Below are 23,986 nucleotides of genomic sequence, written 5' to 3'. Positions count from 1 at the left end.
TTTTTATTAAAATGTTACGTTAAGTTTAAACCCAAATCTTTTGGAACTAGGGGCCGACTGGGTTTCAATACCCTGTAGGTTACCTGACCCATAGGCAGTAACATCTGGATCAAAATTGGTATACTTAGGCACGTTTGGTGCAAAATACCATAAGTTGTTCCCCACGACAGAAAATGTCATGGCTCCTATAAAGGTCTTGTCCAAAAACTTTTTTGGAACTTCGTAGGCCAATGCAATTTCCCTTAACCTAAATACTGTACCATCATAAATGGTGGCCTCGTCTACAGTGTTAATACCAAAAGTATTACTATTGGTGGTAGGTGAGAAATACAAATTGTTCATTGTAACTTGAGTGGTATTTGGAATCTTGTTGCCAGCATTGTCAAGAATGGCCTCTCCTGTAGTTGGATTTCCGTAAACACCAGGTATTATATAAGTACGTTCCCTATCTTCTGTATCCTTGGTTACCCCTCTACCTAATAAGGATGCTATTGTAGTTGAAGCTACGTCACCTCCTTCTTTCCAGTCTAATTGTGCCTGTAAACTCAAGGTTTTGTATTTGAAAGTATTGGTAAATCCTATTTTGAAATCAGCGTTGGGATCACCCACTACTTTGTTTTCCAAAGCCTGTAGGATACCTCCACCACCTTCTTCAATTAAATAATTACCTTCATCATCCCTTGCAAAAGCGGTTCCGTAGAATACTCCAAAAGGTTCCCCTTCGTCTACAAAGGCAATTTCGTTTACGTTAAGTGGAAACCTGTCAAGACCCTCGATCAATTCGTTTACTACGTTATCGTTTTTGGTAAATGAGGTAAAAGTAGACCACCTAAAATTCTCGGTCCTAATTGGAATAAGAGTTAAACCTATTTCAATACCTGTGTTTTCCATTTCACCAATGTTGGTCAAAAATGAAGTATATCCTGAAGAGGTAGGTACATTAACCTCTGAAATCAAATCTGTAGTTGTTTTTTTGTACCAGGTAAAGTCGAGTATCGCTCTGTTGTTAAAGAGTTCCAAATCCAAACCTACTTCAAATTCTTCTGTGTTTTCTGGACTTAAACTAGGATTTCCAAGTGTGGTTGGGACAAATACGGAAGGTTGTCCTGCGTATACTGTTCCAACACTAAAAATCTTATTAATCTGGTATGGGTCTGCATCCCTGCTCACGTTGGCCCAACCTCCTCTAATTTTACCAAAGCTGATAATGTCATTTTTTAACCCAAATGCCTCCGTAAATATAAAGGATGAGGAAACCGATGGGTATAAGAAGCTATTGTCGGTTTTGGGTAGTGTTGATGACCAGTCGTTTCTGGCAGTGGCGTTTAAGAACAAATAATCCTTATACCCCAATCCCAAGTCTCCAAAAACACCAACTATTCTTTTTCTTGATATTTCATCCACATCGGAAACCACATTGGCCGTGTTGTTAACGGTAAAGATACCATCTGCGATTAGATTGGTCCCAGTATAACCAACACGGTGGTCAGAAATTTGGTTAACGTTGTTACCCACCAATAAATTCATATTTAAATCTTCGGCCAAGTCATAATTGAAAGTGACCACAAAGGTTGATTCAATTTCTTCACTGTCGTAATTGTCTGTTACAACTCTACCTGTTCCCGAAGCTGCCCTTGAGCCTTTGTCGGTTATTTCTACACGGGCCAGATCATATTTATTGATACCCAACTGATATCTTGCATTAATGTGCTCGTTAAAATCGTAAGCAAAATTTACGTTAGCCACAGTCCTGTTTACACCTGTTCTTATTTGATTGTGTTCCCATGACCATAATGGGTGGTCCCAACCCCCGTTGGGGATTACGGGTGCACCATTGGCATCTTCATAGGGAAGACTAAGGTCCCATGTTCTACCCAGTACGAGTGTTCTCGCAAAGGAGGAGGCAGCCCCCGCGTATTGGTTTTCACCTAGGAATGGACCCACTTGGTAGCTATCAGAGTAGCTAAGGTTTGCACCAACTTGTAAGCCATTTTCCAACTTAAAATTACCCCCTGCAGATATATTGGTCCTTTTGTATGAGTTAAAAGGTATATACCCTTGTTGGTCCATGTTGGAAATGGTAAGACTAAAATTGGAGTTTTCCTTGGCAGAACTAATGTTTACCGAATTGTCTGCAACAAATCCAGTTTTAAACAAGTCCTTAACGTTGTCTGGTTGCGCCACATAAGGAACAGTGGGTCCAAACTGGTCAGGAAATGCATTTAGCAAGTTGGGCCAAGTTGGGATGGTTTCTAGGGAGTCAAATCTTGCACCCCATGAACCGTTTGCGTTGTTGTAGTTGAAATTGGTTCCGTTACCGTAAGTATTCTGGTATTCAGGAAGGTTGGCGATTTTTTCAAAATAAACCCCTGTGTTTAGGGATACCTCGAATTTTTTGTTGGACAAACCACCAGATTTTCCTGACTTTGTAGTAATGATGATTACCCCGTTTACCGCCCTTGAACCATAAAGTGCCGCTGCTACCGCTCCTTTTAGCACTTCAACATTGGCAATGTCGTTAGGGTCTAAAGAAGAAATACCGGTTTCATAACCACCACCACCGGTAATCTGGCTGGAGGTTTCAACCTCGGTATTACTATAAGGGGTACCGTCTACAACAAATAAGGGTTGGTTACCTCCTTGGAAGGAAGTGGTACCTCTTATACTTATTTTATTGGAAGCACCGGCAACACCTGTAGATACGTTTACGTTTACTCCAGGTACTTTACCGTTAAGGGACCTTATTAAGTCCGGTTCAGAGTTCTCTGTAATTGATTCGGCTTCAACAGATTTAACGGAGTATCCCAAAGATCTGGGGTTCCTCTTAATACCCAAGGCCGTAACAACCACTTCTTCCAATGCCTGCGCATCTTCTTCCATTTGGACGTTGATGGTGTTACTGGCACCGACTGTCATTCTAGCATTTTTTTGACCTATATAAGAGAATACCAAAACTTGCCCAACGCTTGCATCGATGGAGTAAAGTCCATCAAAATCTGTTTGGGTTCCAGTTGTAGTTCCCTCTACTAGGATGTTCACTCCAGGGAGCGGAAGACCGTCTTGGTCCGTTACCGTACCTGAAATCGTTTTTTCTTGTGCAAAGGATAATTGCACAATCAACGCTAGAAACAGCGTTAGGATTCCACTTAACTTTGTTTTCATTTTATGTTTATTTGAATTAGCAGTTGCAAAAATCTTAAATCATTGTTAATAAAACAACTTTTTGGGCGTATTTCTTATGCGCGCATAATAAAATAATGTTAAAAAAGCCTGAATAAGGGGGCGTTTTGATATTTTTTACACACTTATACGTTATATTTTTACATTTAAAACAACCTTCTGACTTTTTTGTAAGATTTTTTTTCAAAAAAAGGTTAATATATTGACAAATTCGCAATAATCACAATTATTGGGTGCATATCGGACTTTGAATTATGGTATTCTTTGCGATTAATCGATTAAGCTAAGAATTTGTTAAAAAAATGTTCGTTTTTGATATACCTATTAATTATGATTTGCTTGTTTTGGCTCCAATTTCGCAAACCCATACATTGTTTTTTGTTGGTCTTGAATCTAAAGAATTGGGTGTAATTGGATCTAATTCTGAGTTAATGAATATGTTGCGAATAAAAAATATAAAAAATAAATAGCGCAGGGTTTGAATTATTGTGAATAATTACTACATTTGCCAGCCCTTAAAAGAGGGGTTAAGTTTTTATTATACAAAAATAGTATGCCAACAATTTCACAATTAGTACGAAAAGGAAGAGTCACGATTACTAAGAAGAGTAAATCGGCTGCTTTGGATTCGTGTCCTCAAAGAAGAGGTGTATGTACACGTGTTTATACTACCACTCCTAAGAAACCAAACTCTGCAATGCGAAAAGTTGCTAGGGTAAGGTTGACCAACGGGAAGGAAGTTAACGCTTACATACCAGGTGAGGGTCACAATTTACAAGAGCACTCGATAGTATTAGTAAGAGGCGGAAGGGTAAAGGATTTGCCAGGAGTTAGGTATCACATCGTTAGAGGTGCCTTGGATACAGCAGGTGTTGCTGGAAGGACACAACGTAGATCTAAATACGGAGCAAAACGCCCTAAGAAGTAAAAATTTGTTAAAAGTCGCATATTGAAGGACTAAGTACTTTTAATATAGGACTATTGACCATTAACTCAAAAAGAAGAAATGAGAAAAAAGCAGGCAAAAAAGAGACCACTTTTACCAGATCCAAGGTTTAACGACCAATTGGTGACCCGTTTTGTTAACATGATGATGTGGGATGGAAAAAAGTCGGTTGCCTTTAAAGTTTTTTACGATGCTATTGATATCGTAGAAGAGAAAAAGACAGACGAAGAAAAAACCGCATTGGAACTATGGAAAGATGCATTGTCCAATGTTATGCCTCATGTTGAGGTAAGAAGTAGAAGGGTAGGAGGAGCTACTTTTCAGATTCCTATGCAGATCAGGCCAGATAGAAAGATTTCAACCGCAATGAAATGGCTTATTAGTTATTCTCGTAAGAGAAACGAAAAGGCTATGTCGCAAAAATTGGCAGGGGAAATTTTGGCTGCATCAAAAGAAGAAGGTGCTGCTGTTAAGAAAAGAGTGGATACTCATAAAATGGCTGAGGCCAATAAGGCATTCTCACACTTTAGATTTTAATAAGCAGAAATGGCAAGAGATTTAAAATATACAAGAAATATTGGAATTGCAGCACATATTGATGCTGGAAAAACAACTACGACCGAAAGGATTTTGTTCTATACGGGCGTTAGTCATAAAATTGGTGAGGTGCACGATGGTGCGGCTACGATGGACTGGATGGAGCAGGAGCAGGAAAGGGGTATTACCATTACTTCTGCCGCTACTACCTGTGAATGGAATTTCCCTATGAAAAATGGGGCAGTTACAGATGATACCAAACCTTATCACTTTAATATTATAGATACTCCGGGACACGTTGATTTTACCGTTGAGGTAAACCGTTCCTTAAGGGTGTTGGACGGGTTGGTATTCCTGTTTAGTGCGGTTGATGGTGTTGAGCCCCAATCTGAAACTAACTGGAGGTTGGCCGATAATTACAAGGTGCCAAGAATGGGCTTTGTAAATAAAATGGACCGTCAGGGATCCAACTTCCTTAATGTGTGCAAGCAGGTTAGGGAGATGTTGAAATCGAATGCAGTTCCTATTGTATTGCCGATTGGTGACGAAGCTGATTTTAGGGGTGTAGTTGATTTGGTTAAGAACCGTGCAATTATATGGCACGAGGAAAACTTTGGTGGTACTTTTGATGTAGTGGATATTCCGGCCGACATGAAAGATGAGGTGAAGGAATATAGGGCTGCTTTGATAGAAGCTGTTGCCGAGTACGATGAAAGTTTGATGGAAAAATTCTTCGAAGACGAAGATTCCATTACTGAAGATGAAGTGCACGCTGCTCTAAGGGCTGCTGTTATGGATATGAGTATCATACCTATGATCTGTGGTTCTTCATTTAAAAACAAAGGGGTACAATTTTTGTTGGATGCCGTTTGTCGTTACTTGCCATCGCCATTGGATAAGGACGCTATTGTAGGTACAAATCCTGATACTGAGAAGCCTGAGTCCAGGAAGCCTAGTGTTAAGGAGCCATTTGCAGCCTTGGCATTTAAAATTGCTACCGATCCATTTGTAGGTCGTTTGGCATTCTTTAGAGCTTATTCAGGTAGATTGGATGCAGGTTCTTATGTTTTGAACAATCGTTCAGGAAATAAAGAGCGTATTTCCAGAATTTACCAGATGCATGCCAATAAGCAAAATGCAGTGGAATATATTGAAGCTGGAGATATAGGTGCAGCTGTAGGATTTAAGGATATTAAGACTGGGGATACCTTGTCTGATGAAAAACATCCAATTGTTTTGGAGAGTATGAACTTCCCTGATCCGGTTATCGGTATCGCGGTAGAGCCTAAAACAAAAGCTGATGTTGATAAATTGGGAATGGCTTTGGCTAAATTGGCTGAAGAAGATCCAACTTTCCAGGTAAAAACAGACGAAGCTTCGGGTCAAACTATTATTTCCGGTATGGGTGAGCTTCACTTGGACATTATTGTTGACCGTTTAAGACGTGAGTTTAAGGTTGAGGTAAGTCAAGGTGAGCCTCAGGTGGAGTACAAGGAAGCTTTGACCAAGACTGCTGCACATAGAGAGGTTTACAAAAAACAATCTGGTGGTCGTGGTAAATTTGGTGATATCGTCTTTGAGATGGGACCAGCTGATGAGGATTTTGTTGGAACTGGTTTACAGTTTGTTGATGAGATCAAAGGTGGTCGTATTCCAAAAGAATTTATCGGTCCTGTTGAAAAAGGATTTACTGCCGCTATGAAGAACGGACCATTGGCCGGTTACGAAATGGATAGAATGAAAGTGGTTCTTAAGGATGGATCTTTCCACCCTGTGGATTCTGATGCACTATCTTTTGAATTGGCTGCAAAAATGGGTTATAAAGCTGCTGGTAAAGCTGCTGGAGCTGTAATTATGGAGCCTATTATGAAATTGGAGGTTCTAACTCCGGAGGAAAACATGGGTGATATAGTAGGTGACTTGAACCGTAGAAGGGGAACGGTTACCAATATGGATGACAGGGCAGGTTCCAAAGTGATCAAAGGAGAGGTGCCATTGTCCGAGATGTTCGGTTATGTAACTTCTTTGAGAACCTTGTCTTCTGGTAGGGCAACTTCTACAATGGAATTTTCACATTACGCTGAGACCCCATCCAATATTTCAGAAGAGGTTATCAAGAAAGCAAAAGGATTAACAGCTTAAATCGTACTAAGATGAGTCAAAAAATTAGAATAAAATTAAAGTCGTACGACCATAACTTGGTAGATAAATCTGCTGAGAAGATCGTAAAAACGGTAAAGACTACAGGTGCGGTGGTAACTGGACCAATTCCTTTGCCTACACATAAGAAAATATTTACGGTTTTGCGTTCACCGCACGTAAATAAGAAAGCAAGAGAGCAGTTCCAATTAAGTTCTTACAAAAGACTTTTGGATATATATAGCTCTTCATCAAAAACCATCGATGCCCTTATGAAGTTGGAACTTCCTAGTGGTGTTGAGGTTGAGATCAAGGTGTAGTGAATCTTGGTTTTCTGGAGCAATAGCGAACTGAAAATCTTAGATGAATTGCATTCCGAACTTGATTCGGAATCTATAGAAAGAAGAGATAGACCCTGAAAGGAGTTCAGGGTAGACATGTCCCGAGCGTTTCGCGAAGGAAAAACGGAAAAAAATATATTCAGGGTTGAATTATATTTTGACCCTGTTTTTTTGTCAAAAAGTTTAAATAGTAATTAATTAATAATCAATTATAAATATGTCTGGGTTAATAGGTAGAAAAATAGGTATGACCAGCATTTTCGATGAAAATGGAAAGAATATTCCATGTACAGTAATCGAAGCTGGACCATGCGTAGTTACCCAAGTCAGAACCGAAGAGGTGGACGGGTACAATGCCCTTCAGCTTGGTTTCGATGACAAGGCAGAAAAACGTGCTAATAAAGCGGCTACAGGTCACTTTAAAAAAGCAGGAGCTTCTCCTAAGAAAAAAGTCATGGAATTCAGGTATTTTGAAGAAGGTGCGCACAAATTAGGGGATACTCTTGGAGTTGACCTTTTTGTGGAAGGAGAATTTGTTGATGTAATCGGTACCTCTAAGGGTAAAGGTTTTCAAGGTGTTGTTAAAAGACACGGCTTCGGCGGTGTTGGTCAATCAACCCACGGTCAGCACAATAGGTTAAGGGCTCCAGGTTCCATTGGTGCTGCTTCATATCCTGCAAGAGTTTTTAAGGGAATGAAAATGGCCGGTAGAATGGGTAGCGATAGGGTTACCGTTCAGAACCTAAGAGTATTAAAGATTGTTCCAGAAAAGAACCTTTTAGTGGTAAAAGGTTGTGTTCCTGGACATAAGAACGCTTACGTAACTATTGAGAAGTAATGAAGGTAGCAGTTTTAGATATAAAGGGAAAAGAAACAGGTAGAAAGGTTGAGCTTTCTGACGCTGTATTCGCAATAGAGCCAAACAATCATGCTGTTTATTTGGATGTTAAGCAATATTTGGCACACCAAAGACAAGGTACGCACAAATCCAAAGAGCGTGCTGAAATAGCAGGTAGTACAAGAAAGATCAAAAAACAAAAGGGAACAGGTACTGCTCGTGCGGGTAGTATTAAGTCTCCAGTGTTTAGAGGTGGTGGACGTATTTTTGGACCAAGACCAAAGGATTATAAGCAAAAATTGAACAAAAATGTTAAGCGTTTGGCTAGAAGGTCTGCCTTGACTTTGAAGTCAAAAGACAATGCTATAATGGTGGTTGAGGACTTTAATTTTGAAACGCCAAAAACAAAGGATTTTAAGCAAATTTTGAAGTCTTTGGGCTTGGAGAATAAAAAATCCTTAATTGTGTTGGGTGATTCAAATAATAACGTATATTTGTCCTCACGCAATTTAGAGCGTTCTGAGGTTATAACTAACTCAGAATTAAGCACTTACAAAATATTAAACGCTAACAACCTAGTGTTGTTGGAAGGTTCTTTGGAAGGAATCGAATCGAACTTAATTAAATAAGCGAACCATGAGTGTGTTGATAAAGCCAATTATTACGGAAAAAATGACTGCTGATAGCGAGTTGCACAATCGTTATGGTTTTTTTGTTGACCCAAAAGCCAACAAGATCCAGATTAAGGAAGCAGTGGAAGCAACTTATGGTGTTTCTGTCGATAAAGTTCGAACAATGAATTATGGTCCTTCGCGCAAGTCGCGCTACACCAAAACAGGTGTACAGCACGGAAAGACAAGTGGTTTCAAAAAAGCCATTGTTGATGTAGCAGAAGGAGATATTATTGATTTTTACAGTAATCTATAAAGACAAAAAATGTCAGTTAGAAAATTAAAACCAATCACTCCTGGGCAGCGTTTTAGAGTAGTAAACGGATTTGACGCCATTACTACTGATAAGCCGGAAAAAAGCTTGCTTGCTCCGTTAAAAAAGTCGGGAGGTAGAAACAGTCAAGGAAAAATGACCATGCGCCAAAAAGGTGGAGGTCATAAGAGAAGGTATCGTGTTATCGATTTCAAAAGGGATAAGCAAGGAGTTGCTGCAACCGTTGAATCAATTCAGTACGATCCAAACAGAACAGCTTTTATAGCATTATTGGAATACACCGATGGCGAAAAGAGATATGTAATTGCTCCAAACGGATTACAAGTAGGGCAGGAAGTATCTTCAGGTACCGGGGTTGCTCCAGAAATCGGGAATGCACTTCCTTTGAGTGAAATACCTTTGGGTACTATCATTTCAGGAATTGAGTTGCGTCCTGGACAAGGAGCGGTAATGGCAAGAAGTGCTGGTACATTTGCCCAGTTAATGGCAAAGGAAGGTAAGTTTGTTACCATTAAATTGCCATCAGGTGAAACCAGATTGGTTTTAGCGGATTGTTTGGCCACTATAGGTGCGGTATCCAACTCTGATCATCAGTTATTGGTGTCAGGTAAGGCCGGTAGAAGTAGATGGTTGGGAAGAAGACCAAGAACAAGACCAGTAGCGATGAACCCTGTTGATCACCCCATGGGTGGTGGAGAAGGTAGGGCTTCTGGAGGTCATCCTAGATCTAGAAATGGAATTCCTGCAAAAGGATACAGGACCCGTTCCAAGACCAAGAGTACCAACAAGTATATTTTAGAACGTAGAAAGAAATAAAAAGTAGAAAGAAATGGCACGTTCATTAAAGAAAGGACCTTACGTTCACTATAGTTTGGATAAAAAAGTCCAACAAAATGTTGAATCTGGTAAAAAGGCAGTCATTAAGACATGGTCTAGAGCTTCTATGATTACTCCTGATTTTGTAGGTCAGACAATAGCGGTTCACAATGGAAAGCAATTTGTACCTGTTTTTGTAACAGAGAACATGGTGGGTCACAAATTAGGTGAATTTTCTCCAACACGATCTTTTAGAGGTCACGCTGGAGCAAAAAATAAAGGAAAAAAGTAAGCTATGGGAGTTCGTAAAAAACAAATGGCCGAAAGAATTAAGGCTGAAAAGCAGCAAATAGCGTTTGCAAAGTTAAATAATTGCCCTACGTCCCCTAGAAAAATGCGCTTGGTAGCGGATTTGGTTAGAGGTGTAAAAGTAGAAAAGGCGCTTGCTATTTTGAAATTCAACCAAAAGGAATCATCTCGTAGATTGGAGAAGTTATTGCTTTCTGCAATTGCTAACTGGCAATCCAAGAATGAGGACGCCAGTGTTGAGGATGCTGAACTTTTTGTTAAGGAAATTAGAGTGGATGGAGGAAGTATGTTGAAAAGACTACGTCCTGCCCCACAGGGAAGAGCACATAGAATTAGAAAACGTTCCAACCACGTTACCTTGGTTTTGGGATCTAACAATAACACACAAAGCTAGAGCATTTAGTATGGGACAGAAAACAAATCCAATCGGAAATCGTCTAGGAATTATCAGAGGATGGGAATCTAACTGGTACGGTGGAAACGATTATGGTGATAAACTTGCCGAAGACGATAAGATCAGAAAATATGTTCATGCACGTTTGGCAAAAGCAAGTGTGTCTAGAATTATTATTGAGCGTACCCTTAAGTTGATTACGGTAACCATTACCACTGCAAGACCAGGTATTATTATTGGTAAAGGTGGTCAGGAAGTAGACAAATTAAAGGAAGAGCTTAAGAAGATTACGGACAAGGAAGTTCAGATCAACATTTTTGAGATAAAGAGACCTGAATTGGACGCTAATCTTGTTGCTGCCAGTGTAGCGCGTCAAATAGAAAGTAGAATTTCTTTTAGAAGGGCTATAAAAATGGCAATCGCAGCGGCCATGAGAATGAACGCTGAAGGAATTAAAATTCAGATATCTGGACGTTTGAACGGAGCTGAAATGGCAAGATCCGAATCTTATAAAGATGGTAGGATTCCATTGTCCACTTTTAGGGCCGATATAGATTATGCTTTGCATGAAGCACATACAACCTATGGAAGATTGGGTATAAAAGTGTGGATCATGAAAGGTGAGGTTTACGGCAAAAGAGAACTTTCCCCATTGGTAGGTATGGCAAAAAGCCAGTCTCAGGGAAAAGGTGGAAAGCAGGAAGGACCGAAGAAACAACGTCGTAGAAAGTAATTTTTTAAAGAAGTAAAGAAATGTTACAGCCAAAAAGAACTAAGTTCCGCAAAATGCAGAAAGGTCGTATGAAAGGGATCTCTGGAAGGGGACATCAACTTTCAAACGGTATGTTTGGTATTAAATCAATGGATACCTCTTTTATAACATCGCGCCAAATAGAAGCAGCTCGTATTGCGGCAACTAGGTACATGAAAAGAGAAGGCCAATTATGGATAAAAATATTCCCGGACAAGCCTATCACCAAGAAACCTTTAGAGGTTCGTATGGGTAAAGGTAAGGGTGCTCCAGAATATTTTGTAGCTGTAGTATTGCCAGGAAGGGTTATGTTCGAGGTTGCCGGTGTGTCTCTTGATATTGCAAAAGAGGCTTTACGTCTTGCGGCACAGAAACTACCAGTAAGAACTAAATTTATTATTGCTAGGGACTATTCTGCTTAATATAATTGCAAGGAATCATGAAACAATCAGAAATAAAAGAATTATCAGTTGAGGGGTTAAAGGAAAAGAGTGCTGAATTTAAAAAGCAGTATTCTGATTTAAAATTGGCCCATTCTGTTACACCATTGGAAAACCCTTTACTTATCAGAAAGGTAAGAAGAACTGTGGCAAGATTGGCAACTGAATTAACTAAAAGGGAATTACAATAATTGGTTCTGCTTTATGGAAAAAAGGAATTTAAGAAAAGAGAGAATAGGAGTTGTAACTAGCAACAAAATGGAGAAATCAGTAGTGGTTTCAGAAGTTAAACGTGTTAAGCACCCTATGTACGGTAAGTTCGTGTTGAAAACTAAGAAATATGTTGCGCACGATGAAAAGAACGATTGCAATATTGGCGATACTGTTAAGATCATGGAGACACGTCCATTGAGTAAGACCAAATGTTGGAGGTTAGTGGAAATCATTGAAAGAGCTAAATAATTATGTTACAGCAAGAATCTAGACTAAAAGTAGCGGACAATACGGGTGCAAAAGAGGTTTTGACCATTCGTGTGTTGGGAGGTACAAAAAGAAGATATGCTTCTGTTGGGGATAAAATAGTAGTTGCCGTTAAGGAAGCTACGCCTAACGGAGCTGTTAAGAAAGGTGCAGTTTCCACAGCAGTTGTTGTAAGAACAAAGAAAGAAGTTAGAAGACCTGATGGTTCTTATATTCGTTTCGATGATAATGCATGTGTACTTTTGAACCCAACCGGGGAAATGAGGGGAACACGTGTTTTTGGACCGGTGGCCAGGGAACTTCGTGATAAGCAATTCATGAAAATTGTATCATTGGCTCCAGAGGTGCTTTAATAAATATAGCAAAATGGGAAAATTAAAAATCAAAACAGGGGATACTGTTAGAATTATTGCCGGAGACCACAAAGGGGTAGAAGGTAAGGTTGTAAGTGTAGACCGTGAAAAAAACAAGGCGATCGTTGAAGGAGCCAATATGGTATCCAAACACGAAAAGCCAAGTGCTAGCAATCCTCAAGGTGGGATCGTTAAGAAAGAGGCTCCCTTACAGATATCCAATCTGTCATTGATCGATCCAAAATCTGGAGAGACCACTAGAGTTGGATTTGAGGTAAGAGACGGTAAGAAAGTAAGATTTGCGAAGAAATCTAAAGAAGTAATTTAGTTATGGCTTACGTTCCAAGATTAAAACAGGAATATAAAGAAAGAGTTATTAAGGCTCTTAGGGAGGAGTTTGGTTACAAGAATGTAATGCAGGTTCCTAAATTAGAAAAAATTGTTGTAAGTAGAGGTGTTGGTGCCGCTGTAGCGGATAAGAAACTTATTGACCATGCTGTTGATGAGTTGACCAATATCACTGGCCAAAAAGCAATTTCAACGATGTCTAAAAAGGATGTTGCTGCATTTAAATTACGTAAAGGAATGCCAATTGGGGCAAAAGTAACCTTACGCGGAGAGAGAATGTACGAATTCTTGGACAGATTGGTTACAACTGCATTGCCTAGGGTAAGGGATTTCCAAGGAATTAAGGCCACTGGTTTTGATGGAAGGGGAAATTATAATCTTGGTATTACGGAACAAATCATATTTCCAGAAATAAACATTGATAAAATTAACAGAATCAATGGTATGGATATTACATTTGTAACCTCTGCGGAGACAGATAAAGAAGCTAAATCATTATTAACCGAATTAGGACTACCTTTTAAAAAGAATTAGTATGGCTAAAGAATCCATGAAGGCCCGTGAGGTCAAGAGAGAAAAGATGGTAGCTAAATATGCCGATAAGAGAAAAGCCTTAAAAGAGGCTGGTGATTATGAGGCGTTACAGAAATTACCTAAAAATGCTTCCCCAGTGCGTTTGCACAACCGTTGCAAATTAACCGGTAGACCAAGGGGTTACATGAGAACTTTTGGTATATCTAGGGTTACTTTTAGGGAAATGGCCAATAATGGCCTTATACCAGGGGTTAGAAAAGCTAGCTGGTAATTTAAAGAGTATAAACTGGTTTCAGGTTTAACAATAGTGTTAAAAACCGTTACCGTAAATCAATAATTATGTTTACAGATCCAATCGCGGATTATTTAACTAGAATTAGAAATGCAAGTAGCGCCGGCCACAGGGTGGTTGAGATTCCTGCTTCTAATTTAAAGAAAGAAATTACTAAAATATTATTCGATCAAGGATATATTTTAAGCTACAAATTTGAAGATAATGCGGTTCAGGGGACTATTAAAATAGCCTTGAAGTATGACAAGTTCACAAAAGAGCCGGTTATAAAAAAGATTAAGCGAGTTAGTACACCAGGACTTAGAAAATATGCTAGCTCATCAGAGTTACCAAGAGTATTAAATGGTCTTGGTATTGCTATTATTTCTACTTCCCATGGTGTAATGACCAGCAAACAGGCAAAGCTTGAGAATGCAGGTGGGGAAGTATTATGTTATGTTTATTAATACTATAAAGATTTAGAAAGATGTCTAGAACAGGTAATAATCCAATAGCAATTCCAGAAGGAGTAACCGTAGAGGTTAAGGAAGATGTTATTACTGTAAAAGGTAAGCTGGGAGAACTTTCCCAAGAATTTTCTGGTGCTGCTGTTAAGGTTGAAGACGGTCAAGTATTTGTTACAAGGCCTTCAGATTCCAAGGAGCATAAAGCAAAACATGGTCTTTACAGATCTTTGATCTTTAATATGGTCCAAGGAGTTTCTAAAGGATGGGTAAAGGAATTGGAGTTGGTAGGTGTAGGATATCGTGCCAGCAACCAAGGACAAACATTGGATCTAGCTTTAGGGTTTTCGCACAATATTGTTTTGGATTTGGCTTCAGAGGTAAAAGTTGAAACCGTATCCGAAAAAGGAAAGAATCCAATTATAAAGCTAAGTTCGCATGATAAGCAATTAGTGGGGCAGATCGCCGCTAAAATTAGATCTTTCCGTAAGCCAGAGCCTTACAAAGGAAAAGGAATTAAGTTCGTTGGTGAACAATTAAGAAGAAAAGCTGGTAAATCGGCTTAATAATTAGCATTATGGGATTAACGAAGACTGAAAGAAGACTACGTATCAGAAGGAGGATTAGAAAAATATCCTCAGGTACTGCAGAAAGGCCAAGGCTTGCTGTTTTTAGAAGCAATACTGGGATATACGCTCAAATTATTGATGATGTGGCTGGAAAAACTTTAGTGGCCGCTTCCTCAAGGGATAAGGAGTTGGCTAAGGCTAAAGGGACTAAAACAGAAGTGGCTAACCTAGTTGGTAAGGCTATTGCCGAAAAGGCAAAGGAAGCTGGAATAGAGGCTGTTGCTTTTGATAGAGGTGGTAACTTATACCATGGAAGAGTAAAATCATTAGCCGATGGCGCTAGGGAAGCAGGATTAAAATTCTAAGAATATTATGTATCAGAAATACAAAAACGTAGAGACTGTTAAGCCGGGAGGTTTAGAATTAAAAGATAGATTGGTTGGGGTACAACGTGTTACCAAAGTTACAAAAGGTGGTAGAGCGTTCGGATTCTCCGCTATAGTTGTTGTTGGTGATGAAAATGGCGTTGTAGGTCACGGTCTAGGTAAGTCTAAGGAAGTTGCTACGGCAATTGCCAAGGCTATAGAAGATGCTAAAAAGAATCTTATTAGAATTCCATTGAACAAAGGTACTTTGCCACATGAACAAAAAGGGAAATTCGGTGGAGCTAGGGTTTATATCCAGCCAGCATCGCACGGTACCGGAGTAATTGCAGGTGGTGCCGTTAGGGCGGTATTGGAGGCAGTAGGTGTTCATGATGTATTGTCCAAATCACAAGGATCTTCCAACCCTCATAACGTAGTAAAAGCTACTTTTGATGCGCTTTTACAACTTAGAGGTGCAAAGACAGTTGCAAACCAAAGAGGTATTTCTTTAGAAAAAGTTTTTAAAGGATAAAACCAAGAATATAATGGGAAAGATTAAAGTAAAACAGGTAAAGAGCAGTATTAAAAGAGCTCAAAATCAAAAGAGAACATTAGAGGCTCTTGGTTTACGAAGAATAGGACAGGTGGTAGAACATGATGCTACCTCAAATATTCTTGGAATGATAAATAAAGTTAAACACTTAGTTTCCACAGAGGAGGCTTAATATAATTTTAGTGTTATGAATTTAAGTAATTTAAAACCAGCGGATGGTGCCGTCCAAAAAGCCGGTAAAGTCGTAGGTAGAGGTCAGGGTTCCGGTAAGGGAGGTACTGCTACCAGAGGACATAAAGGTGCTAAATCCAGATCTGGTTATTCTAAGAAAATTGGTTTCGAAGGTGGGCAAATGCCATTGCAGAGACGTGTGCCAAAATTTGGTTTTACAAATATCAATAGAAAGGATTACGCTGGGATCAATCTAGAAAAATTACAGGAGTTGGTAGATAAGGGAGCCATTAAGGATACGGTTACTTTGGATACCCTTGTAGAAAATGGATTGGTTGGTAAAAATGATTTGGTTAAGATTCTTGGCAATGGAGAGCTAAAGGCTTCCCTAAAAGTTTCTGTACATAAATTTACAGCTACCGCAAAGGCCGCAATTGAGGCTGCAGGTGGTGAGGCTATAAGTTTATAAGCAAAGAATACTATGAAGAAATTTTTCGAGACATTATCAAATATTTGGAAGATTGAAGAACTAAAGGGTAGAATTATCGTTACCCTTGGTTTGCTTTTGGTGTATCGTTTTGGTGCCCAGGTAGTTCTTCCAGGTATTGATTCTACCCAGTTAGCTGGTTTGGCGTCCAGTACGGATAGTGGTATTTTAGGTATATTGAATGCCTTTACCGGTGGAGCATTATCCAATGCCTCGGTATTTGCATTGGGAATTATGCCTTATATCTCCGCTTCCATTGTGGTGCAGTTGATGGGAATAGCCATTCCTTATCTTCAAAAGTTGCAAAAGGAAGGTGAAAGCGGTAGAAAAACGATCAATCAAATTACCAGATGGCTTACCATTGGTATCTGTATTGTTCAGGCTCCGGCGTATTTGTACAGTCTTGGGGCTTTGGGTGTTCCTGATAGTGCCTTTGTATTTGGTAAGGGGCTTGATTTTGTGATCCCTTCTGTAATAATTTTGGTTGCAGGTACTATTTTTGCAATGTGGTTAGGTGAAAAAATTACCGATAAAGGTATCGGAAATGGGATTTCCCTTCTGATTATGATCGGAATTATAGCCACTATGCCGCAGAATTTTGTACAGGAGTTTATATCCAGGACAGCAAATAACAACGGTGGACTTATGTTCATGCTTATTGAAGTTATTATTTGGTTTATCGTGATTTTGCTTTGTGTATTGTTGGTAATGGCTACACGTCAGATTCCAGTACAGTATGCAAGAAGGACTGCTTCTGGTGGATATGAAAAGAATATCATGGGATCCAGACAGTATATTCCTTTAAAATTGAATGCTTCTGGAGTAATGCCCATTATATTTGCGCAAGCTATTATGTTTGCACCTGGATTGTTGGGAAAGACCTTTAACAATACTGCTGTAGGACAATGGATGGAAGTTCAATTCCAGGATATATTTGGATTGGCCTACAATCTTTTGTTCGGGTTCTTGATTATTGTATTCACCTATTTTTATACGGCGATTACGGTTCCTACCAATAAAATGGCCGATGATCTTAAAAGAAGTGGTGGTTTTATCCCTGGAATTAGACCAGGAAAGGAAACTGGGGATTTTTTGGATAAGATAATGTCATTGATTACATTACCCGGATCTGTTTTCCTTGCTTTGTTGGCGGTATTGCCCGCAGTAATCGTAAAGATCATGGATGTACAGGCAGGTTGGGCTTTGTTTTACGGTGGAACGTCATTGTTGATTATGGTAGGTGTGGCGATCGATACGGTACAACAAGTAAATTCTTATTTGTTGAACAGACATTACGACGGTTTGATGAAATCAGGTAAAAATAGAAAGGTAGCATAGATTATGGCTAAACAATCAGCAATAGAGCAAGATGGAAGCATAATTGAGGCATTGTCAAATGCCATGTTTCGCGTGGAGTTGGAAAACGGTCACGTGGTAACAGCGCATATCTCTGGAAAAATGCGTATGCATTACATTAAGTTGCTTCCAGGGGATAAGGTTAAGCTCGAAATGAGCCCTTACGATTTAAGTAAAGCAAGAATTACATATAGATATTAAGCAAATAGGATGAAAGTTAGAGCATCAATAAAGAAGAGAAGTGCCGAGTGCAAGATTGTGCGTAGAAAAGGCAGATTGTACGTAATTAATAAAAAGAATCCTAGATTTAAACAAAGACAAGGGTAATTATGGCAAGAATTGCAGGTGTAGACATACCAAAACAGAAAAGAGGGGTAATAGCCCTAACCTATATCTTTGGTATAGGAAAAAGTAGGGCAAAGGAGATTTTATCGACTGCCCAAGTAAGTGAGGATACCAAAGTATCTGACTGGAACGATGATGAGATTGGTCGTATTCGTGAGGCAGTTTCTTCTTTGACTATAGAAGGGGAATTGCGTTCTGAAAACCAATTGAACATTAAGCGTTTAATGGATATAGGTTGTTATAGAGGTATTCGCCATAGATCTGGTCTGCCTTTAAGAGGTCAACGTACCAAAAACAACTCTAGGACAAGAAAAGGTAAGAGAAAAACAGTTGCTAACAAGAAGAAGGCAACTAAATAATAATTAGGATATTATGGCAAAGGCAAATGCAAAAGCGGCAAAGAAGCGTAAAGTTATAGTAGAGTCTGTGGGCGAAGCCCATGTTACTGCTTCTTTTAATAATATTATTATTTCTTTAACCAACAAGAAGGGTGATGTAATTTCTTGGTCTTCAGCAGGTAAAATGGGTTTCAGGGGTTCTAAAAAGAACACTCCTTATGCAGCTCAAATAGCTTCTGAGGATTGTGCTAAAGTTGCTCATGAAGCTGGTTTAAGAAAAGTAAAGGTTTATGTAAAAGGACCGGGAAATGGTAGGGAGTCTGCTATTCGTTCCATACATAACTCTGGAATTGAGGTTACAGAGATTATCGATGTAACTCCAATGCCGCACAACGGTTGTAGACCACCAAAAAGAAGAAGAGTATAATTAATAATCAATTGCCCCAATGGGGTGTTTCAAGGAGATGTAGTTACGATTATCGAAGGATAAGCCTTAATTCATGATCACGTTTCCAAATTAAAAGAAAATGGCAAGATATACAGGACCAAAAACAAAAATTGCCCGTAAATTCGGTGAAGCAATTTTCGGAGATGATAAATCTTTTGAGAAAAGAAATTATCCTCCAGGACAACACGGTAATAACAGACGTCGTGGTAAAAAGTCTGAATATGCTATCCAGTTGATGGAGAAGCAAAAAGCAAAATACACTTACGGTATTTTGGAAAAACAATTCCGAAACATATTTGCAAAAGCAAATAGAAGTAAAGGAGTAACCGGTGAGGTATTACTTCAGTTGTGTGAATCCCGTCTAGACAACGTTGTTTACAGAATGGGAATTTCCCCTTCTAGAAGCGGAGCAAGACAATTGGTTTCGCATAGACATATTACGGTAAACGGAGAGTTGGTGAACATACCATCCTATACCTTGAAGCCAGGTGATGTTGTTGGTGTTAGGGAAAAATCAAAGTCTTTAAAAGCGATCGACGATGCTCTTACTGCAAATAGCAGTGTGTACGAGTGGATCACTTGGAATTCAGAAAAAATGGAAGGTAATTTTGTTGCCGTTCCGGAAAGAATGCAAATTCCAGAGAATATCAAAGAACAATTAATAGTCGAGTTATACTCTAAATAAAAACAACACTGACCCAATTATGGCATTATTAAATTTTCAGAAGCCCGATAAAGTTATAATGATTGATTCCTCCGATTTCGAAGGCAAATTCGAATTTCGTCCATTGGAACCAGGTTATGGCTTAACTGTTGGGAACGCATTAAGAAGAGTTTTGCTTTCGTCCTTGGAAGGTTTTGCTATCACTTCTGTTAGAATTGATAAGGTGGAACATGAGTTCTCTGTAATTTCCGGTGTTGTGGAAGATGTTACCGAAATCATTCTAAATCTTAAACAAGTTCGTTTCAAAAGACAGATAGACGATGTTGATAGTGAGACAGTATCTATCTCTGTTAGCGGAAAGGAACAATTGACTGCAGGTGATTTTCAAAAATTTATTTCTGGTTACCAAGTATTGAACCCAGATTTAGTTATTTGTAACATGGATCCCAAGGTTAGCATTAACATGGAGATTACCATAGATAAGGGTAGGGGATATGTGCCGGCTGAGGAGAATAAAAAATCCAATGCACCACTAGGTACCATAGCCGTAGATTCTATCTTTACTCCTATCAAAAATGTAAAGTATAGCATTGAAAACTTTCGTGTAGAGCAAAAGACCGATTATGAAAAATTGGTTTTTGAAATCGCAACCGATGGTTCAATTCATCCTAAAGAAGCATTGACCGAAGGTGCAAAGGTGCTTATACACCACTTTATGCTGTTCTCCGATGAGCGTATTACCTTGGAGGCGGACGAGATTGCACAGACAGAGACTTACGATGAGGAATCATTGCATATGCGTCAGCTATTGAAGACCAAATTGGTTGATATGGATCTTTCTGTAAGAGCATTGAACTGTTTGAAGGCTGCTGAAGTGGATACTCTTGGTGATCTGGTTTCTTTTAACAAGAACGATTTGATGAAGTTTAGAAACTTTGGAAAAAAATCCTTGACCGAATTGGAAGAATTGGTTATCAACAAAGGCTTAAGCTTTGGAATGGATTTGTCAAAATATAAATTGGATAAAGATTAATTGAACTTTCAAGGGAATTGGGAATACCAAAACCAAGAAAGAATATAGAAAAGAACAATGAGACACGGTAAGAAAGTTAATCATTTAGGAAGAAAGGCGGCCCATAGAAAATCTATGTTGGCAAACATGGCCTGTTCATTAATAGAGCACAAGAGAATTAATACAACTGTTGCCAAAGCAAAAGCTTTGAAGCAGTTTGTGGAGCCATTGATTACCAAATCAAAAACTGAGAACAATCAAACAGTTGAGAAGGGTACTCACAATAGACGTATTGTTTTTAAAAGCCTTCGTGACAAGTATGCGGTTACCGAGCTTTTTGGCAGTGTTGCCGAAAAGGTGGCCGACAGACCAGGAGGATATACCAGAATTATCAAATTAGGGAATCGTCTTGGGGATAATGCGGATATGGCAATGATAGAGCTTGTAGATTTTAACGAAATCTACAACGCTGGCAAGCCTAAAAAGCAAAAAACCACAAGAAGGGGTAGAAGCAAAAAGTCAGATGATGCTACTGCAGTTGTTGAAGAAACGGCAAAAGCTGAAGCTCCAAAAGTAGAAGAGCCAAAGGCTGATAAAAAAGCTGATGATGCTAAAGAGTAAAATTGTTATTAAATATTAATAATTGTAAAAGGATAAGCCTAAAAGCTTATCCTTTTTTTATGTTATTTTGCAAAACGAAAAATTGTAACGCCAAAAAATGAAGTATCAAACAAGAAAAAAAGCAATATTGTTGCTTGCCGATGGGACCATTTTTCACGGTAAGGCTGTAGGGGACAAGGAAGGAACTGCCTTTGGAGAGGCTTGTTTTAACACCGGAATGACCGGTTATCAGGAAATATTTACGGATCCGTCCTATTATGGACAAATTATGGTAACCACAAATGCCCATATAGGGAATTATGGTGCAAATAATGAGGAAGTGGAATCTGATTCTGTGAAAATTTCAGGCTTGGTTTGTAAAAATTTTAGTTATAACTATTCCAGACCGGATGCTGATTTAAGTTTGCAGGAATTTTTGGATAATAATAATCTGTTGGCCATTTCCGACGTGGATACCAGGGCCTTGGTGGGGTACATCCGGGATAATGGTGCCATGAATGCCGTAATATCTACGGACGTGGATAATATTGAGGAGTTAAAAAAGAAGTTGGCGGAAGTACCAAGCATGGAAGGTTTGGAGCTTTCTTCGAAAGTTTCTACCAAAGAAGCCTATTATTACGGGGATAAGGATGCAAAATATAAAGTATCTGCCCTTGATATCGGAATTAAGAAAAATATTCTTCGAAACTTGGCAAAACGGGATGCATATATTAAGGTTTTTCCATACAACGCAACTTTCGAGGAAATGAGCTCTTGGAACCCCGATGGCTATTTTATTTCCAATGGCCCCGGAGATCCGGAACCTTTGCATGAAGCAATAGCATCGGCCAAGGAGATGATTAAATCGGACAAGCCTTTGTTTGGGATATGTCTTGGACATCAAGTTTTGGCTTTGGCCAATGGGGTTTCCACTTATAAGATGCACAACGGGCATAGAGGAATAAATCACCCTGTAATGAATTTGGTTACCGGAAAGGGAGAAATTACTTCCCAAAATCACGGTTTTGCCGTTAATAGGGAAGAGGCTGAAGCTAATGCCAATTTGGAGATAACGCATCTACATTTAAATGACAATACTGTAGCCGGGATTAAAATGAAGGATAAGAATGTATTTTCTGTTCAATATCACCCTGAAGCAAGTCCAGGACCACATGATGCGGATTATCTGTTCGATCAATTTTTCGAAATGATCCAATCTACGGTAAACTAAAACGTTATAGTTTTATTTTATTGTTATCAAAGGGTCATTAAAGCCAATAATAGAGGGGTTAAAAGCACTTCCTTTGTTATATTTGCATAATAATTTAACTAAAAAATAAAAGATAGACATATGAGTATCATCCTAAGTGTTCATGCACGACAAATTTTGGATTCAAGAGGTAATCCAACAGTAGAGGTAGATGTAATTACCGAAAATGGAGTAATGGGAAGAGCAGCGGTTCCTTCTGGAGCTTCTACAGGTGAGCATGAGGCGGTTGAGCTTCGTGATGGAGGAAAATCCTTCATGGGCAAGGGAGTAGGAAAGGCCGTTAATAATGTGAATACTGTAATTGCCGAGGAAATTCTGGGTATGTCTGTTTTTGAGCAGAATTTGATTGATCAAACCATGATAGAATTGGATGGTACGCCCAATAAATCAAAATTGGGTGCCAATGCCATTTTAGGTGTTTCGTTGGCCGTTGCCAAGGCAGCTGCAAACGAATTGGGGTTGTCCCTGTTTAGGTATGTTGGTGGTGTTAGTGCCAATACCTTGCCTGTGCCTATGATGAATATAATTAATGGAGGTAGCCATTCCGATGCTCCAATTGCTTTTCAGGAATTTATGGTGATGCCTGTAAAGGCTAACGATTTTTCGCACGCTATGCAAATGGGTACGGAAATATTCCATAACCTGAAGAAGGTATTGCACGATAGGGGACTAAGTACAGCCGTAGGTGATGAAGGTGGGTTTGCTCCTAATCTAGCAGGTGGTACCGAAGACGCCTTGGATACAATTGCCAAAGCTGTTGAAAAAGCTGGATATAAATTGGGAGACGATGTAATGATCGCCTTGGATTGCGCTGCAGCCGAATTTTATGTGAATGGAAAATACGATTATACCAAATTTGAAGGAGATAAGGGTGTAGTTAGAACTTCTGAGGAACAGGCTCAATATTTGGCAGACCTAAGTGCCAAATATCCAATTATTTCCATTGAAGATGGAATGGATGAGAACGATTGGAAAGGCTGGAAGGCTTTGACCGATAAAATTGGGGATAAAGTACAGTTGGTAGGCGATGATTTATTTGTGACCAATGTAGAGCGTTTGTCCAGAGGGATCAAGGAAGGTATTGCTAACTCTATCTTGATCAAGGTAAACCAGATTGGAACCTTAACGGAAACCATTGCAGCCGTTAATATGGCTAAAAATGCGGGATATACATCAGTTATGTCTCACCGTTCTGGAGAAACTGAAGATAACACTATTGCCGATTTGGCTGTAGCCTTAAATACAGGTCAAATTAAAACCGGTTCCGCTTCCAGATCAGATAGGATGGCGAAATACAACCAATTGTTAAGGATAGAAGAAGAATTGGGGAGTACTGCATATTATCCAGGAGTACTAGCTTTCAAAATAAAATAGTACAAAATTATAGTGAGTCGTCCTAAAATAGGTTGACGGTTTTTAAAGAATATATATTAGACCTGTGAATTTAACTTCACAGGTTTTTTGTTATGTATAAAATTAGGTGTTTTATAATTAAGGCTCAAATGTGGTCTTCTGTTGTTGTATGTATTGATGGAATCTACAATGAGTTGCTTTAAATCTTTACCGTTGTTACATTTATATATTAAGAATTCCCCTTTCAATATCCCATTGATCCGCTCGGCCAGTGCATTCTGGTAGCAGTCATATCCATCGGTCATCGATGGGGTGATATGGCTGCGCCGGAGCTCCTCTTGATATACGGAAGAACAATACTGTAGCCCC

Annotated in this window: 36 protein-coding genes; 34 read left to right on the top strand and 2 right to left on the bottom strand. The window is 39.1% G+C overall.

Going from position 1 to position 23,986, the window contains the following annotated elements; all coding sequences use genetic code 11:
- Window positions 1-6 precede the first annotated feature (6 nt).
- Complete coding sequence (locus BUA60_RS21300) at window positions 7-3,162, bottom strand: SusC/RagA family TonB-linked outer membrane protein (RefSeq protein ID WP_072865357.1); 3,156 nt, start codon at window positions 3,160-3,162, stop codon at window positions 7-9.
- 571 nt (window positions 3,163-3,733) lie between these two features.
- Here BUA60_RS21300 and rpsL point away from each other — a divergent pair.
- The 34 genes from rpsL (at window position 3,734) to eno (ending at window position 23,638) form a co-directional block, all read left to right on the top strand.
- Complete coding sequence (rpsL, locus tag BUA60_RS21295; protein ID WP_031445118.1) at window positions 3,734-4,108, top strand: 30S ribosomal protein S12; 375 nt, start codon at window positions 3,734-3,736, stop codon at window positions 4,106-4,108.
- A 78-nt stretch (window positions 4,109-4,186) separates the two neighbouring features.
- A complete protein-coding gene (gene rpsG / locus BUA60_RS21290) occupies window positions 4,187-4,663 on the top strand; it encodes a 30S ribosomal protein S7 (protein WP_072865355.1) in 477 nt (158 codons plus the stop codon).
- Window positions 4,664-4,672: 9 nt separating this feature from the next.
- Complete coding sequence (gene fusA / locus BUA60_RS21285) at window positions 4,673-6,805, top strand: elongation factor G (protein ID WP_072865353.1); 2,133 nt, start codon at window positions 4,673-4,675, stop codon at window positions 6,803-6,805.
- Between the two features lie 11 nt (window positions 6,806-6,816).
- The gene (rpsJ, locus tag BUA60_RS21280) at window positions 6,817-7,122 is read left to right on the top strand and encodes a 30S ribosomal protein S10 (protein WP_010230113.1); all 306 of its coding nucleotides are present in this window, start codon (window positions 6,817-6,819) and stop codon (window positions 7,120-7,122) included.
- A gap of 238 nt (window positions 7,123-7,360) precedes the next feature.
- Window positions 7,361-7,981 (top strand): 50S ribosomal protein L3, encoded by a 621-nt coding sequence (rplC, locus tag BUA60_RS21275; protein ID WP_031445115.1) that lies wholly within the window; start codon window positions 7,361-7,363, stop codon window positions 7,979-7,981.
- Entirely contained in the window at window positions 7,981-8,610 is a 630-nt protein-coding gene (gene rplD, locus BUA60_RS21270; protein WP_072865352.1) for a 50S ribosomal protein L4, read from the top strand. Before rplC ends, rplD begins: the two co-directional genes overlap by 1 nt.
- Window positions 8,611-8,617: 7 nt before the next feature.
- A complete protein-coding gene (rplW, locus tag BUA60_RS21265) occupies window positions 8,618-8,908 on the top strand; it encodes a 50S ribosomal protein L23 (RefSeq protein WP_031445113.1) in 291 nt (96 codons plus the stop codon).
- Between the two features lie 9 nt (window positions 8,909-8,917).
- On the top strand, window positions 8,918-9,742 hold the full coding sequence (gene rplB / locus BUA60_RS21260) for a 50S ribosomal protein L2 (RefSeq protein WP_072865351.1): 825 nt from the start codon (window positions 8,918-8,920) through the stop codon (window positions 9,740-9,742).
- Window positions 9,743-9,755: 13 nt separating this feature from the next.
- A complete protein-coding gene (gene rpsS, locus BUA60_RS21255) occupies window positions 9,756-10,034 on the top strand; it encodes a 30S ribosomal protein S19 (protein WP_026810026.1) in 279 nt (92 codons plus the stop codon).
- Between the two features lie 3 nt (window positions 10,035-10,037).
- Window positions 10,038-10,445, top strand: a complete 408-nt coding sequence (gene rplV / locus BUA60_RS21250; RefSeq protein WP_031445111.1) for a 50S ribosomal protein L22 — start codon at window positions 10,038-10,040, stop codon at window positions 10,443-10,445.
- Window positions 10,446-10,455: 10 nt separating this feature from the next.
- Window positions 10,456-11,178 (top strand): 30S ribosomal protein S3, encoded by a 723-nt coding sequence (rpsC, locus tag BUA60_RS21245; protein WP_072865350.1) that lies wholly within the window; start codon window positions 10,456-10,458, stop codon window positions 11,176-11,178.
- Window positions 11,179-11,198: 20 nt separating this feature from the next.
- On the top strand, window positions 11,199-11,618 hold the full coding sequence (gene rplP / locus BUA60_RS21240) for a 50S ribosomal protein L16 (RefSeq protein ID WP_072865349.1): 420 nt from the start codon (window positions 11,199-11,201) through the stop codon (window positions 11,616-11,618).
- Between the two features lie 17 nt (window positions 11,619-11,635).
- A complete protein-coding gene (gene rpmC, locus BUA60_RS21235; RefSeq protein WP_031445108.1) occupies window positions 11,636-11,827 on the top strand; it encodes a 50S ribosomal protein L29 in 192 nt (63 codons plus the stop codon).
- A 13-nt stretch (window positions 11,828-11,840) separates the two neighbouring features.
- A complete protein-coding gene (gene rpsQ, locus BUA60_RS21230; protein WP_031445107.1) occupies window positions 11,841-12,098 on the top strand; it encodes a 30S ribosomal protein S17 in 258 nt (85 codons plus the stop codon).
- Between the two features lie 2 nt (window positions 12,099-12,100).
- Entirely contained in the window at window positions 12,101-12,469 is a 369-nt protein-coding gene (rplN, locus tag BUA60_RS21225; protein WP_031445106.1) for a 50S ribosomal protein L14, read from the top strand.
- 13 nt (window positions 12,470-12,482) lie between these two features.
- Window positions 12,483-12,797 (top strand): 50S ribosomal protein L24, encoded by a 315-nt coding sequence (gene rplX / locus BUA60_RS21220; RefSeq protein WP_072865348.1) that lies wholly within the window; start codon window positions 12,483-12,485, stop codon window positions 12,795-12,797.
- Window positions 12,798-12,799: 2 nt separating this feature from the next.
- The gene (rplE, locus tag BUA60_RS21215) at window positions 12,800-13,351 is read left to right on the top strand and encodes a 50S ribosomal protein L5 (RefSeq protein WP_031445104.1); all 552 of its coding nucleotides are present in this window, start codon (window positions 12,800-12,802) and stop codon (window positions 13,349-13,351) included.
- A 1-nt stretch (window position 13,352) separates the two neighbouring features.
- Window positions 13,353-13,622, top strand: coding sequence for a 30S ribosomal protein S14 (gene rpsN / locus BUA60_RS21210; protein WP_072865347.1), 270 nt, complete (start codon window positions 13,353-13,355; stop codon window positions 13,620-13,622).
- Window positions 13,623-13,690: 68 nt separating this feature from the next.
- On the top strand, window positions 13,691-14,089 hold the full coding sequence (gene rpsH, locus BUA60_RS21205) for a 30S ribosomal protein S8 (RefSeq protein ID WP_072865346.1): 399 nt from the start codon (window positions 13,691-13,693) through the stop codon (window positions 14,087-14,089).
- Window positions 14,090-14,109: 20 nt separating this feature from the next.
- A complete protein-coding gene (gene rplF / locus BUA60_RS21200; RefSeq protein ID WP_072865345.1) occupies window positions 14,110-14,652 on the top strand; it encodes a 50S ribosomal protein L6 in 543 nt (180 codons plus the stop codon).
- An 11-nt stretch (window positions 14,653-14,663) separates the two neighbouring features.
- Window positions 14,664-15,020 (top strand): 50S ribosomal protein L18, encoded by a 357-nt coding sequence (gene rplR / locus BUA60_RS21195; RefSeq protein WP_072865344.1) that lies wholly within the window; start codon window positions 14,664-14,666, stop codon window positions 15,018-15,020.
- A gap of 7 nt (window positions 15,021-15,027) precedes the next feature.
- Window positions 15,028-15,552 carry a 30S ribosomal protein S5 gene (rpsE, locus tag BUA60_RS21190; RefSeq protein WP_031445099.1) on the top strand — a complete coding sequence of 175 codons (525 nt, stop codon included), beginning with the start codon at window positions 15,028-15,030 and terminating at the stop codon, window positions 15,550-15,552.
- A 13-nt stretch (window positions 15,553-15,565) separates the two neighbouring features.
- The gene (gene rpmD / locus BUA60_RS21185; RefSeq protein ID WP_072865343.1) at window positions 15,566-15,745 is read left to right on the top strand and encodes a 50S ribosomal protein L30; all 180 of its coding nucleotides are present in this window, start codon (window positions 15,566-15,568) and stop codon (window positions 15,743-15,745) included.
- Window positions 15,746-15,760: 15 nt separating this feature from the next.
- Window positions 15,761-16,213, top strand: a complete 453-nt coding sequence (gene rplO, locus BUA60_RS21180) for a 50S ribosomal protein L15 (protein ID WP_072865342.1) — start codon at window positions 15,761-15,763, stop codon at window positions 16,211-16,213.
- Window positions 16,214-16,225: 12 nt separating this feature from the next.
- Complete coding sequence (secY, locus tag BUA60_RS21175; RefSeq protein ID WP_031445096.1) at window positions 16,226-17,569, top strand: preprotein translocase subunit SecY; 1,344 nt, start codon at window positions 16,226-16,228, stop codon at window positions 17,567-17,569.
- Between the two features lie 3 nt (window positions 17,570-17,572).
- Complete coding sequence (gene infA / locus BUA60_RS21170; RefSeq protein ID WP_013549436.1) at window positions 17,573-17,788, top strand: translation initiation factor IF-1; 216 nt, start codon at window positions 17,573-17,575, stop codon at window positions 17,786-17,788.
- A gap of 9 nt (window positions 17,789-17,797) precedes the next feature.
- Complete coding sequence (gene ykgO / locus BUA60_RS21165) at window positions 17,798-17,914, top strand: type B 50S ribosomal protein L36 (RefSeq protein WP_013621733.1); 117 nt, start codon at window positions 17,798-17,800, stop codon at window positions 17,912-17,914.
- Window positions 17,915-17,916: 2 nt separating this feature from the next.
- Entirely contained in the window at window positions 17,917-18,291 is a 375-nt protein-coding gene (gene rpsM / locus BUA60_RS21160) for a 30S ribosomal protein S13 (RefSeq protein WP_031445095.1), read from the top strand.
- Between the two features lie 13 nt (window positions 18,292-18,304).
- Window positions 18,305-18,697, top strand: a complete 393-nt coding sequence (rpsK, locus tag BUA60_RS21155; protein WP_031445094.1) for a 30S ribosomal protein S11 — start codon at window positions 18,305-18,307, stop codon at window positions 18,695-18,697.
- A 100-nt stretch (window positions 18,698-18,797) separates the two neighbouring features.
- Window positions 18,798-19,403 (top strand): 30S ribosomal protein S4, encoded by a 606-nt coding sequence (gene rpsD, locus BUA60_RS21150; protein ID WP_072865341.1) that lies wholly within the window; start codon window positions 18,798-18,800, stop codon window positions 19,401-19,403.
- 19 nt (window positions 19,404-19,422) lie between these two features.
- The gene (locus BUA60_RS21145; RefSeq protein WP_031445092.1) at window positions 19,423-20,415 is read left to right on the top strand and encodes a DNA-directed RNA polymerase subunit alpha; all 993 of its coding nucleotides are present in this window, start codon (window positions 19,423-19,425) and stop codon (window positions 20,413-20,415) included.
- 57 nt (window positions 20,416-20,472) lie between these two features.
- Window positions 20,473-21,015, top strand: a complete 543-nt coding sequence (rplQ, locus tag BUA60_RS21140; protein ID WP_072865340.1) for a 50S ribosomal protein L17 — start codon at window positions 20,473-20,475, stop codon at window positions 21,013-21,015.
- A 97-nt stretch (window positions 21,016-21,112) separates the two neighbouring features.
- Window positions 21,113-22,225, top strand: a complete 1,113-nt coding sequence (gene carA, locus BUA60_RS21135; RefSeq protein WP_072865330.1) for a glutamine-hydrolyzing carbamoyl-phosphate synthase small subunit — start codon at window positions 21,113-21,115, stop codon at window positions 22,223-22,225.
- 120 nt (window positions 22,226-22,345) lie between these two features.
- The gene (gene eno, locus BUA60_RS21130; RefSeq protein ID WP_072865328.1) at window positions 22,346-23,638 is read left to right on the top strand and encodes a phosphopyruvate hydratase; all 1,293 of its coding nucleotides are present in this window, start codon (window positions 22,346-22,348) and stop codon (window positions 23,636-23,638) included.
- Between the two features lie 56 nt (window positions 23,639-23,694).
- Here eno and BUA60_RS21125 read toward each other — a convergent pair.
- The coding region (locus tag BUA60_RS21125) for an integrase core domain-containing protein (protein WP_143153096.1) at window positions 23,695-23,986 on the bottom strand (292 nt) is incomplete at its 5' end.

The organism is Arenibacter palladensis (assembly GCF_900129275.1).
Taxonomy (GTDB): domain Bacteria; phylum Bacteroidota; class Bacteroidia; order Flavobacteriales; family Flavobacteriaceae; genus Arenibacter; species Arenibacter palladensis.
Note: the sequence above shows the minus strand (reverse complement) of the source record. Positions and strands in the feature narration are given on the sequence as shown.

What these genes read in the sequence shown, in the direction of transcription:
- BUA60_RS21300 (WP_072865357.1), bottom strand. Translation starts at nt 3,162, where the DNA reads ATGAAAACAAAGTTAAGTGGAATCCTAACGCTGTTTCTAGCGTTGATT.
- rplE (WP_031445104.1), top strand. Translation starts at nt 12,800, where the DNA reads ATGGCTTACGTTCCAAGATTAAAACAGGAATATAAAGAAAGAGTTATT.
- ykgO (WP_013621733.1), top strand. Translation starts at nt 17,798, where the DNA reads ATGAAAGTTAGAGCATCAATAAAGAAGAGAAGTGCCGAGTGCAAGATT.
- rplX (WP_072865348.1), top strand. Translation starts at nt 12,483, where the DNA reads ATGGGAAAATTAAAAATCAAAACAGGGGATACTGTTAGAATTATTGCC.
- rpsQ (WP_031445107.1), top strand. Translation starts at nt 11,841, where the DNA reads ATGGAAAAAAGGAATTTAAGAAAAGAGAGAATAGGAGTTGTAACTAGC.
- rplO (WP_072865342.1), top strand. Translation starts at nt 15,761, where the DNA reads ATGAATTTAAGTAATTTAAAACCAGCGGATGGTGCCGTCCAAAAAGCC.
- secY (WP_031445096.1), top strand. Translation starts at nt 16,226, where the DNA reads ATGAAGAAATTTTTCGAGACATTATCAAATATTTGGAAGATTGAAGAA.
- rplF (WP_072865345.1), top strand. Translation starts at nt 14,110, where the DNA reads ATGTCTAGAACAGGTAATAATCCAATAGCAATTCCAGAAGGAGTAACC.
- rpsD (WP_072865341.1), top strand. Translation starts at nt 18,798, where the DNA reads ATGGCAAGATATACAGGACCAAAAACAAAAATTGCCCGTAAATTCGGT.
- rplD (WP_072865352.1), top strand. Translation starts at nt 7,981, where the DNA reads ATGAAGGTAGCAGTTTTAGATATAAAGGGAAAAGAAACAGGTAGAAAG.
- carA (WP_072865330.1), top strand. Translation starts at nt 21,113, where the DNA reads ATGAAGTATCAAACAAGAAAAAAAGCAATATTGTTGCTTGCCGATGGG.
- rplV (WP_031445111.1), top strand. Translation starts at nt 10,038, where the DNA reads ATGGGAGTTCGTAAAAAACAAATGGCCGAAAGAATTAAGGCTGAAAAG.
- infA (WP_013549436.1), top strand. Translation starts at nt 17,573, where the DNA reads ATGGCTAAACAATCAGCAATAGAGCAAGATGGAAGCATAATTGAGGCA.
- rpmD (WP_072865343.1), top strand. Translation starts at nt 15,566, where the DNA reads ATGGGAAAGATTAAAGTAAAACAGGTAAAGAGCAGTATTAAAAGAGCT.
- rplB (WP_072865351.1), top strand. Translation starts at nt 8,918, where the DNA reads ATGTCAGTTAGAAAATTAAAACCAATCACTCCTGGGCAGCGTTTTAGA.
- rpmC (WP_031445108.1), top strand. Translation starts at nt 11,636, where the DNA reads ATGAAACAATCAGAAATAAAAGAATTATCAGTTGAGGGGTTAAAGGAA.
- rplC (WP_031445115.1), top strand. Translation starts at nt 7,361, where the DNA reads ATGTCTGGGTTAATAGGTAGAAAAATAGGTATGACCAGCATTTTCGAT.
- rpsJ (WP_010230113.1), top strand. Translation starts at nt 6,817, where the DNA reads ATGAGTCAAAAAATTAGAATAAAATTAAAGTCGTACGACCATAACTTG.
- rplR (WP_072865344.1), top strand. Translation starts at nt 14,664, where the DNA reads ATGGGATTAACGAAGACTGAAAGAAGACTACGTATCAGAAGGAGGATT.
- rplP (WP_072865349.1), top strand. Translation starts at nt 11,199, where the DNA reads ATGTTACAGCCAAAAAGAACTAAGTTCCGCAAAATGCAGAAAGGTCGT.
- rpsK (WP_031445094.1), top strand. Translation starts at nt 18,305, where the DNA reads ATGGCAAAGGCAAATGCAAAAGCGGCAAAGAAGCGTAAAGTTATAGTA.
- rplQ (WP_072865340.1), top strand. Translation starts at nt 20,473, where the DNA reads ATGAGACACGGTAAGAAAGTTAATCATTTAGGAAGAAAGGCGGCCCAT.
- rplW (WP_031445113.1), top strand. Translation starts at nt 8,618, where the DNA reads ATGAGTGTGTTGATAAAGCCAATTATTACGGAAAAAATGACTGCTGAT.
- fusA (WP_072865353.1), top strand. Translation starts at nt 4,673, where the DNA reads ATGGCAAGAGATTTAAAATATACAAGAAATATTGGAATTGCAGCACAT.
- rpsE (WP_031445099.1), top strand. Translation starts at nt 15,028, where the DNA reads ATGTATCAGAAATACAAAAACGTAGAGACTGTTAAGCCGGGAGGTTTA.
- rpsC (WP_072865350.1), top strand. Translation starts at nt 10,456, where the DNA reads ATGGGACAGAAAACAAATCCAATCGGAAATCGTCTAGGAATTATCAGA.
- eno (WP_072865328.1), top strand. Translation starts at nt 22,346, where the DNA reads ATGAGTATCATCCTAAGTGTTCATGCACGACAAATTTTGGATTCAAGA.
- rpsG (WP_072865355.1), top strand. Translation starts at nt 4,187, where the DNA reads ATGAGAAAAAAGCAGGCAAAAAAGAGACCACTTTTACCAGATCCAAGG.
- rpsS (WP_026810026.1), top strand. Translation starts at nt 9,756, where the DNA reads ATGGCACGTTCATTAAAGAAAGGACCTTACGTTCACTATAGTTTGGAT.
- rpsM (WP_031445095.1), top strand. Translation starts at nt 17,917, where the DNA reads ATGGCAAGAATTGCAGGTGTAGACATACCAAAACAGAAAAGAGGGGTA.
- rpsH (WP_072865346.1), top strand. Translation starts at nt 13,691, where the DNA reads ATGTTTACAGATCCAATCGCGGATTATTTAACTAGAATTAGAAATGCA.
- rplN (WP_031445106.1), top strand. Translation starts at nt 12,101, where the DNA reads ATGTTACAGCAAGAATCTAGACTAAAAGTAGCGGACAATACGGGTGCA.
- rpsL (WP_031445118.1), top strand. Translation starts at nt 3,734, where the DNA reads ATGCCAACAATTTCACAATTAGTACGAAAAGGAAGAGTCACGATTACT.
- BUA60_RS21145 (WP_031445092.1), top strand. Translation starts at nt 19,423, where the DNA reads ATGGCATTATTAAATTTTCAGAAGCCCGATAAAGTTATAATGATTGAT.
- rpsN (WP_072865347.1), top strand. Translation starts at nt 13,353, where the DNA reads ATGGCTAAAGAATCCATGAAGGCCCGTGAGGTCAAGAGAGAAAAGATG.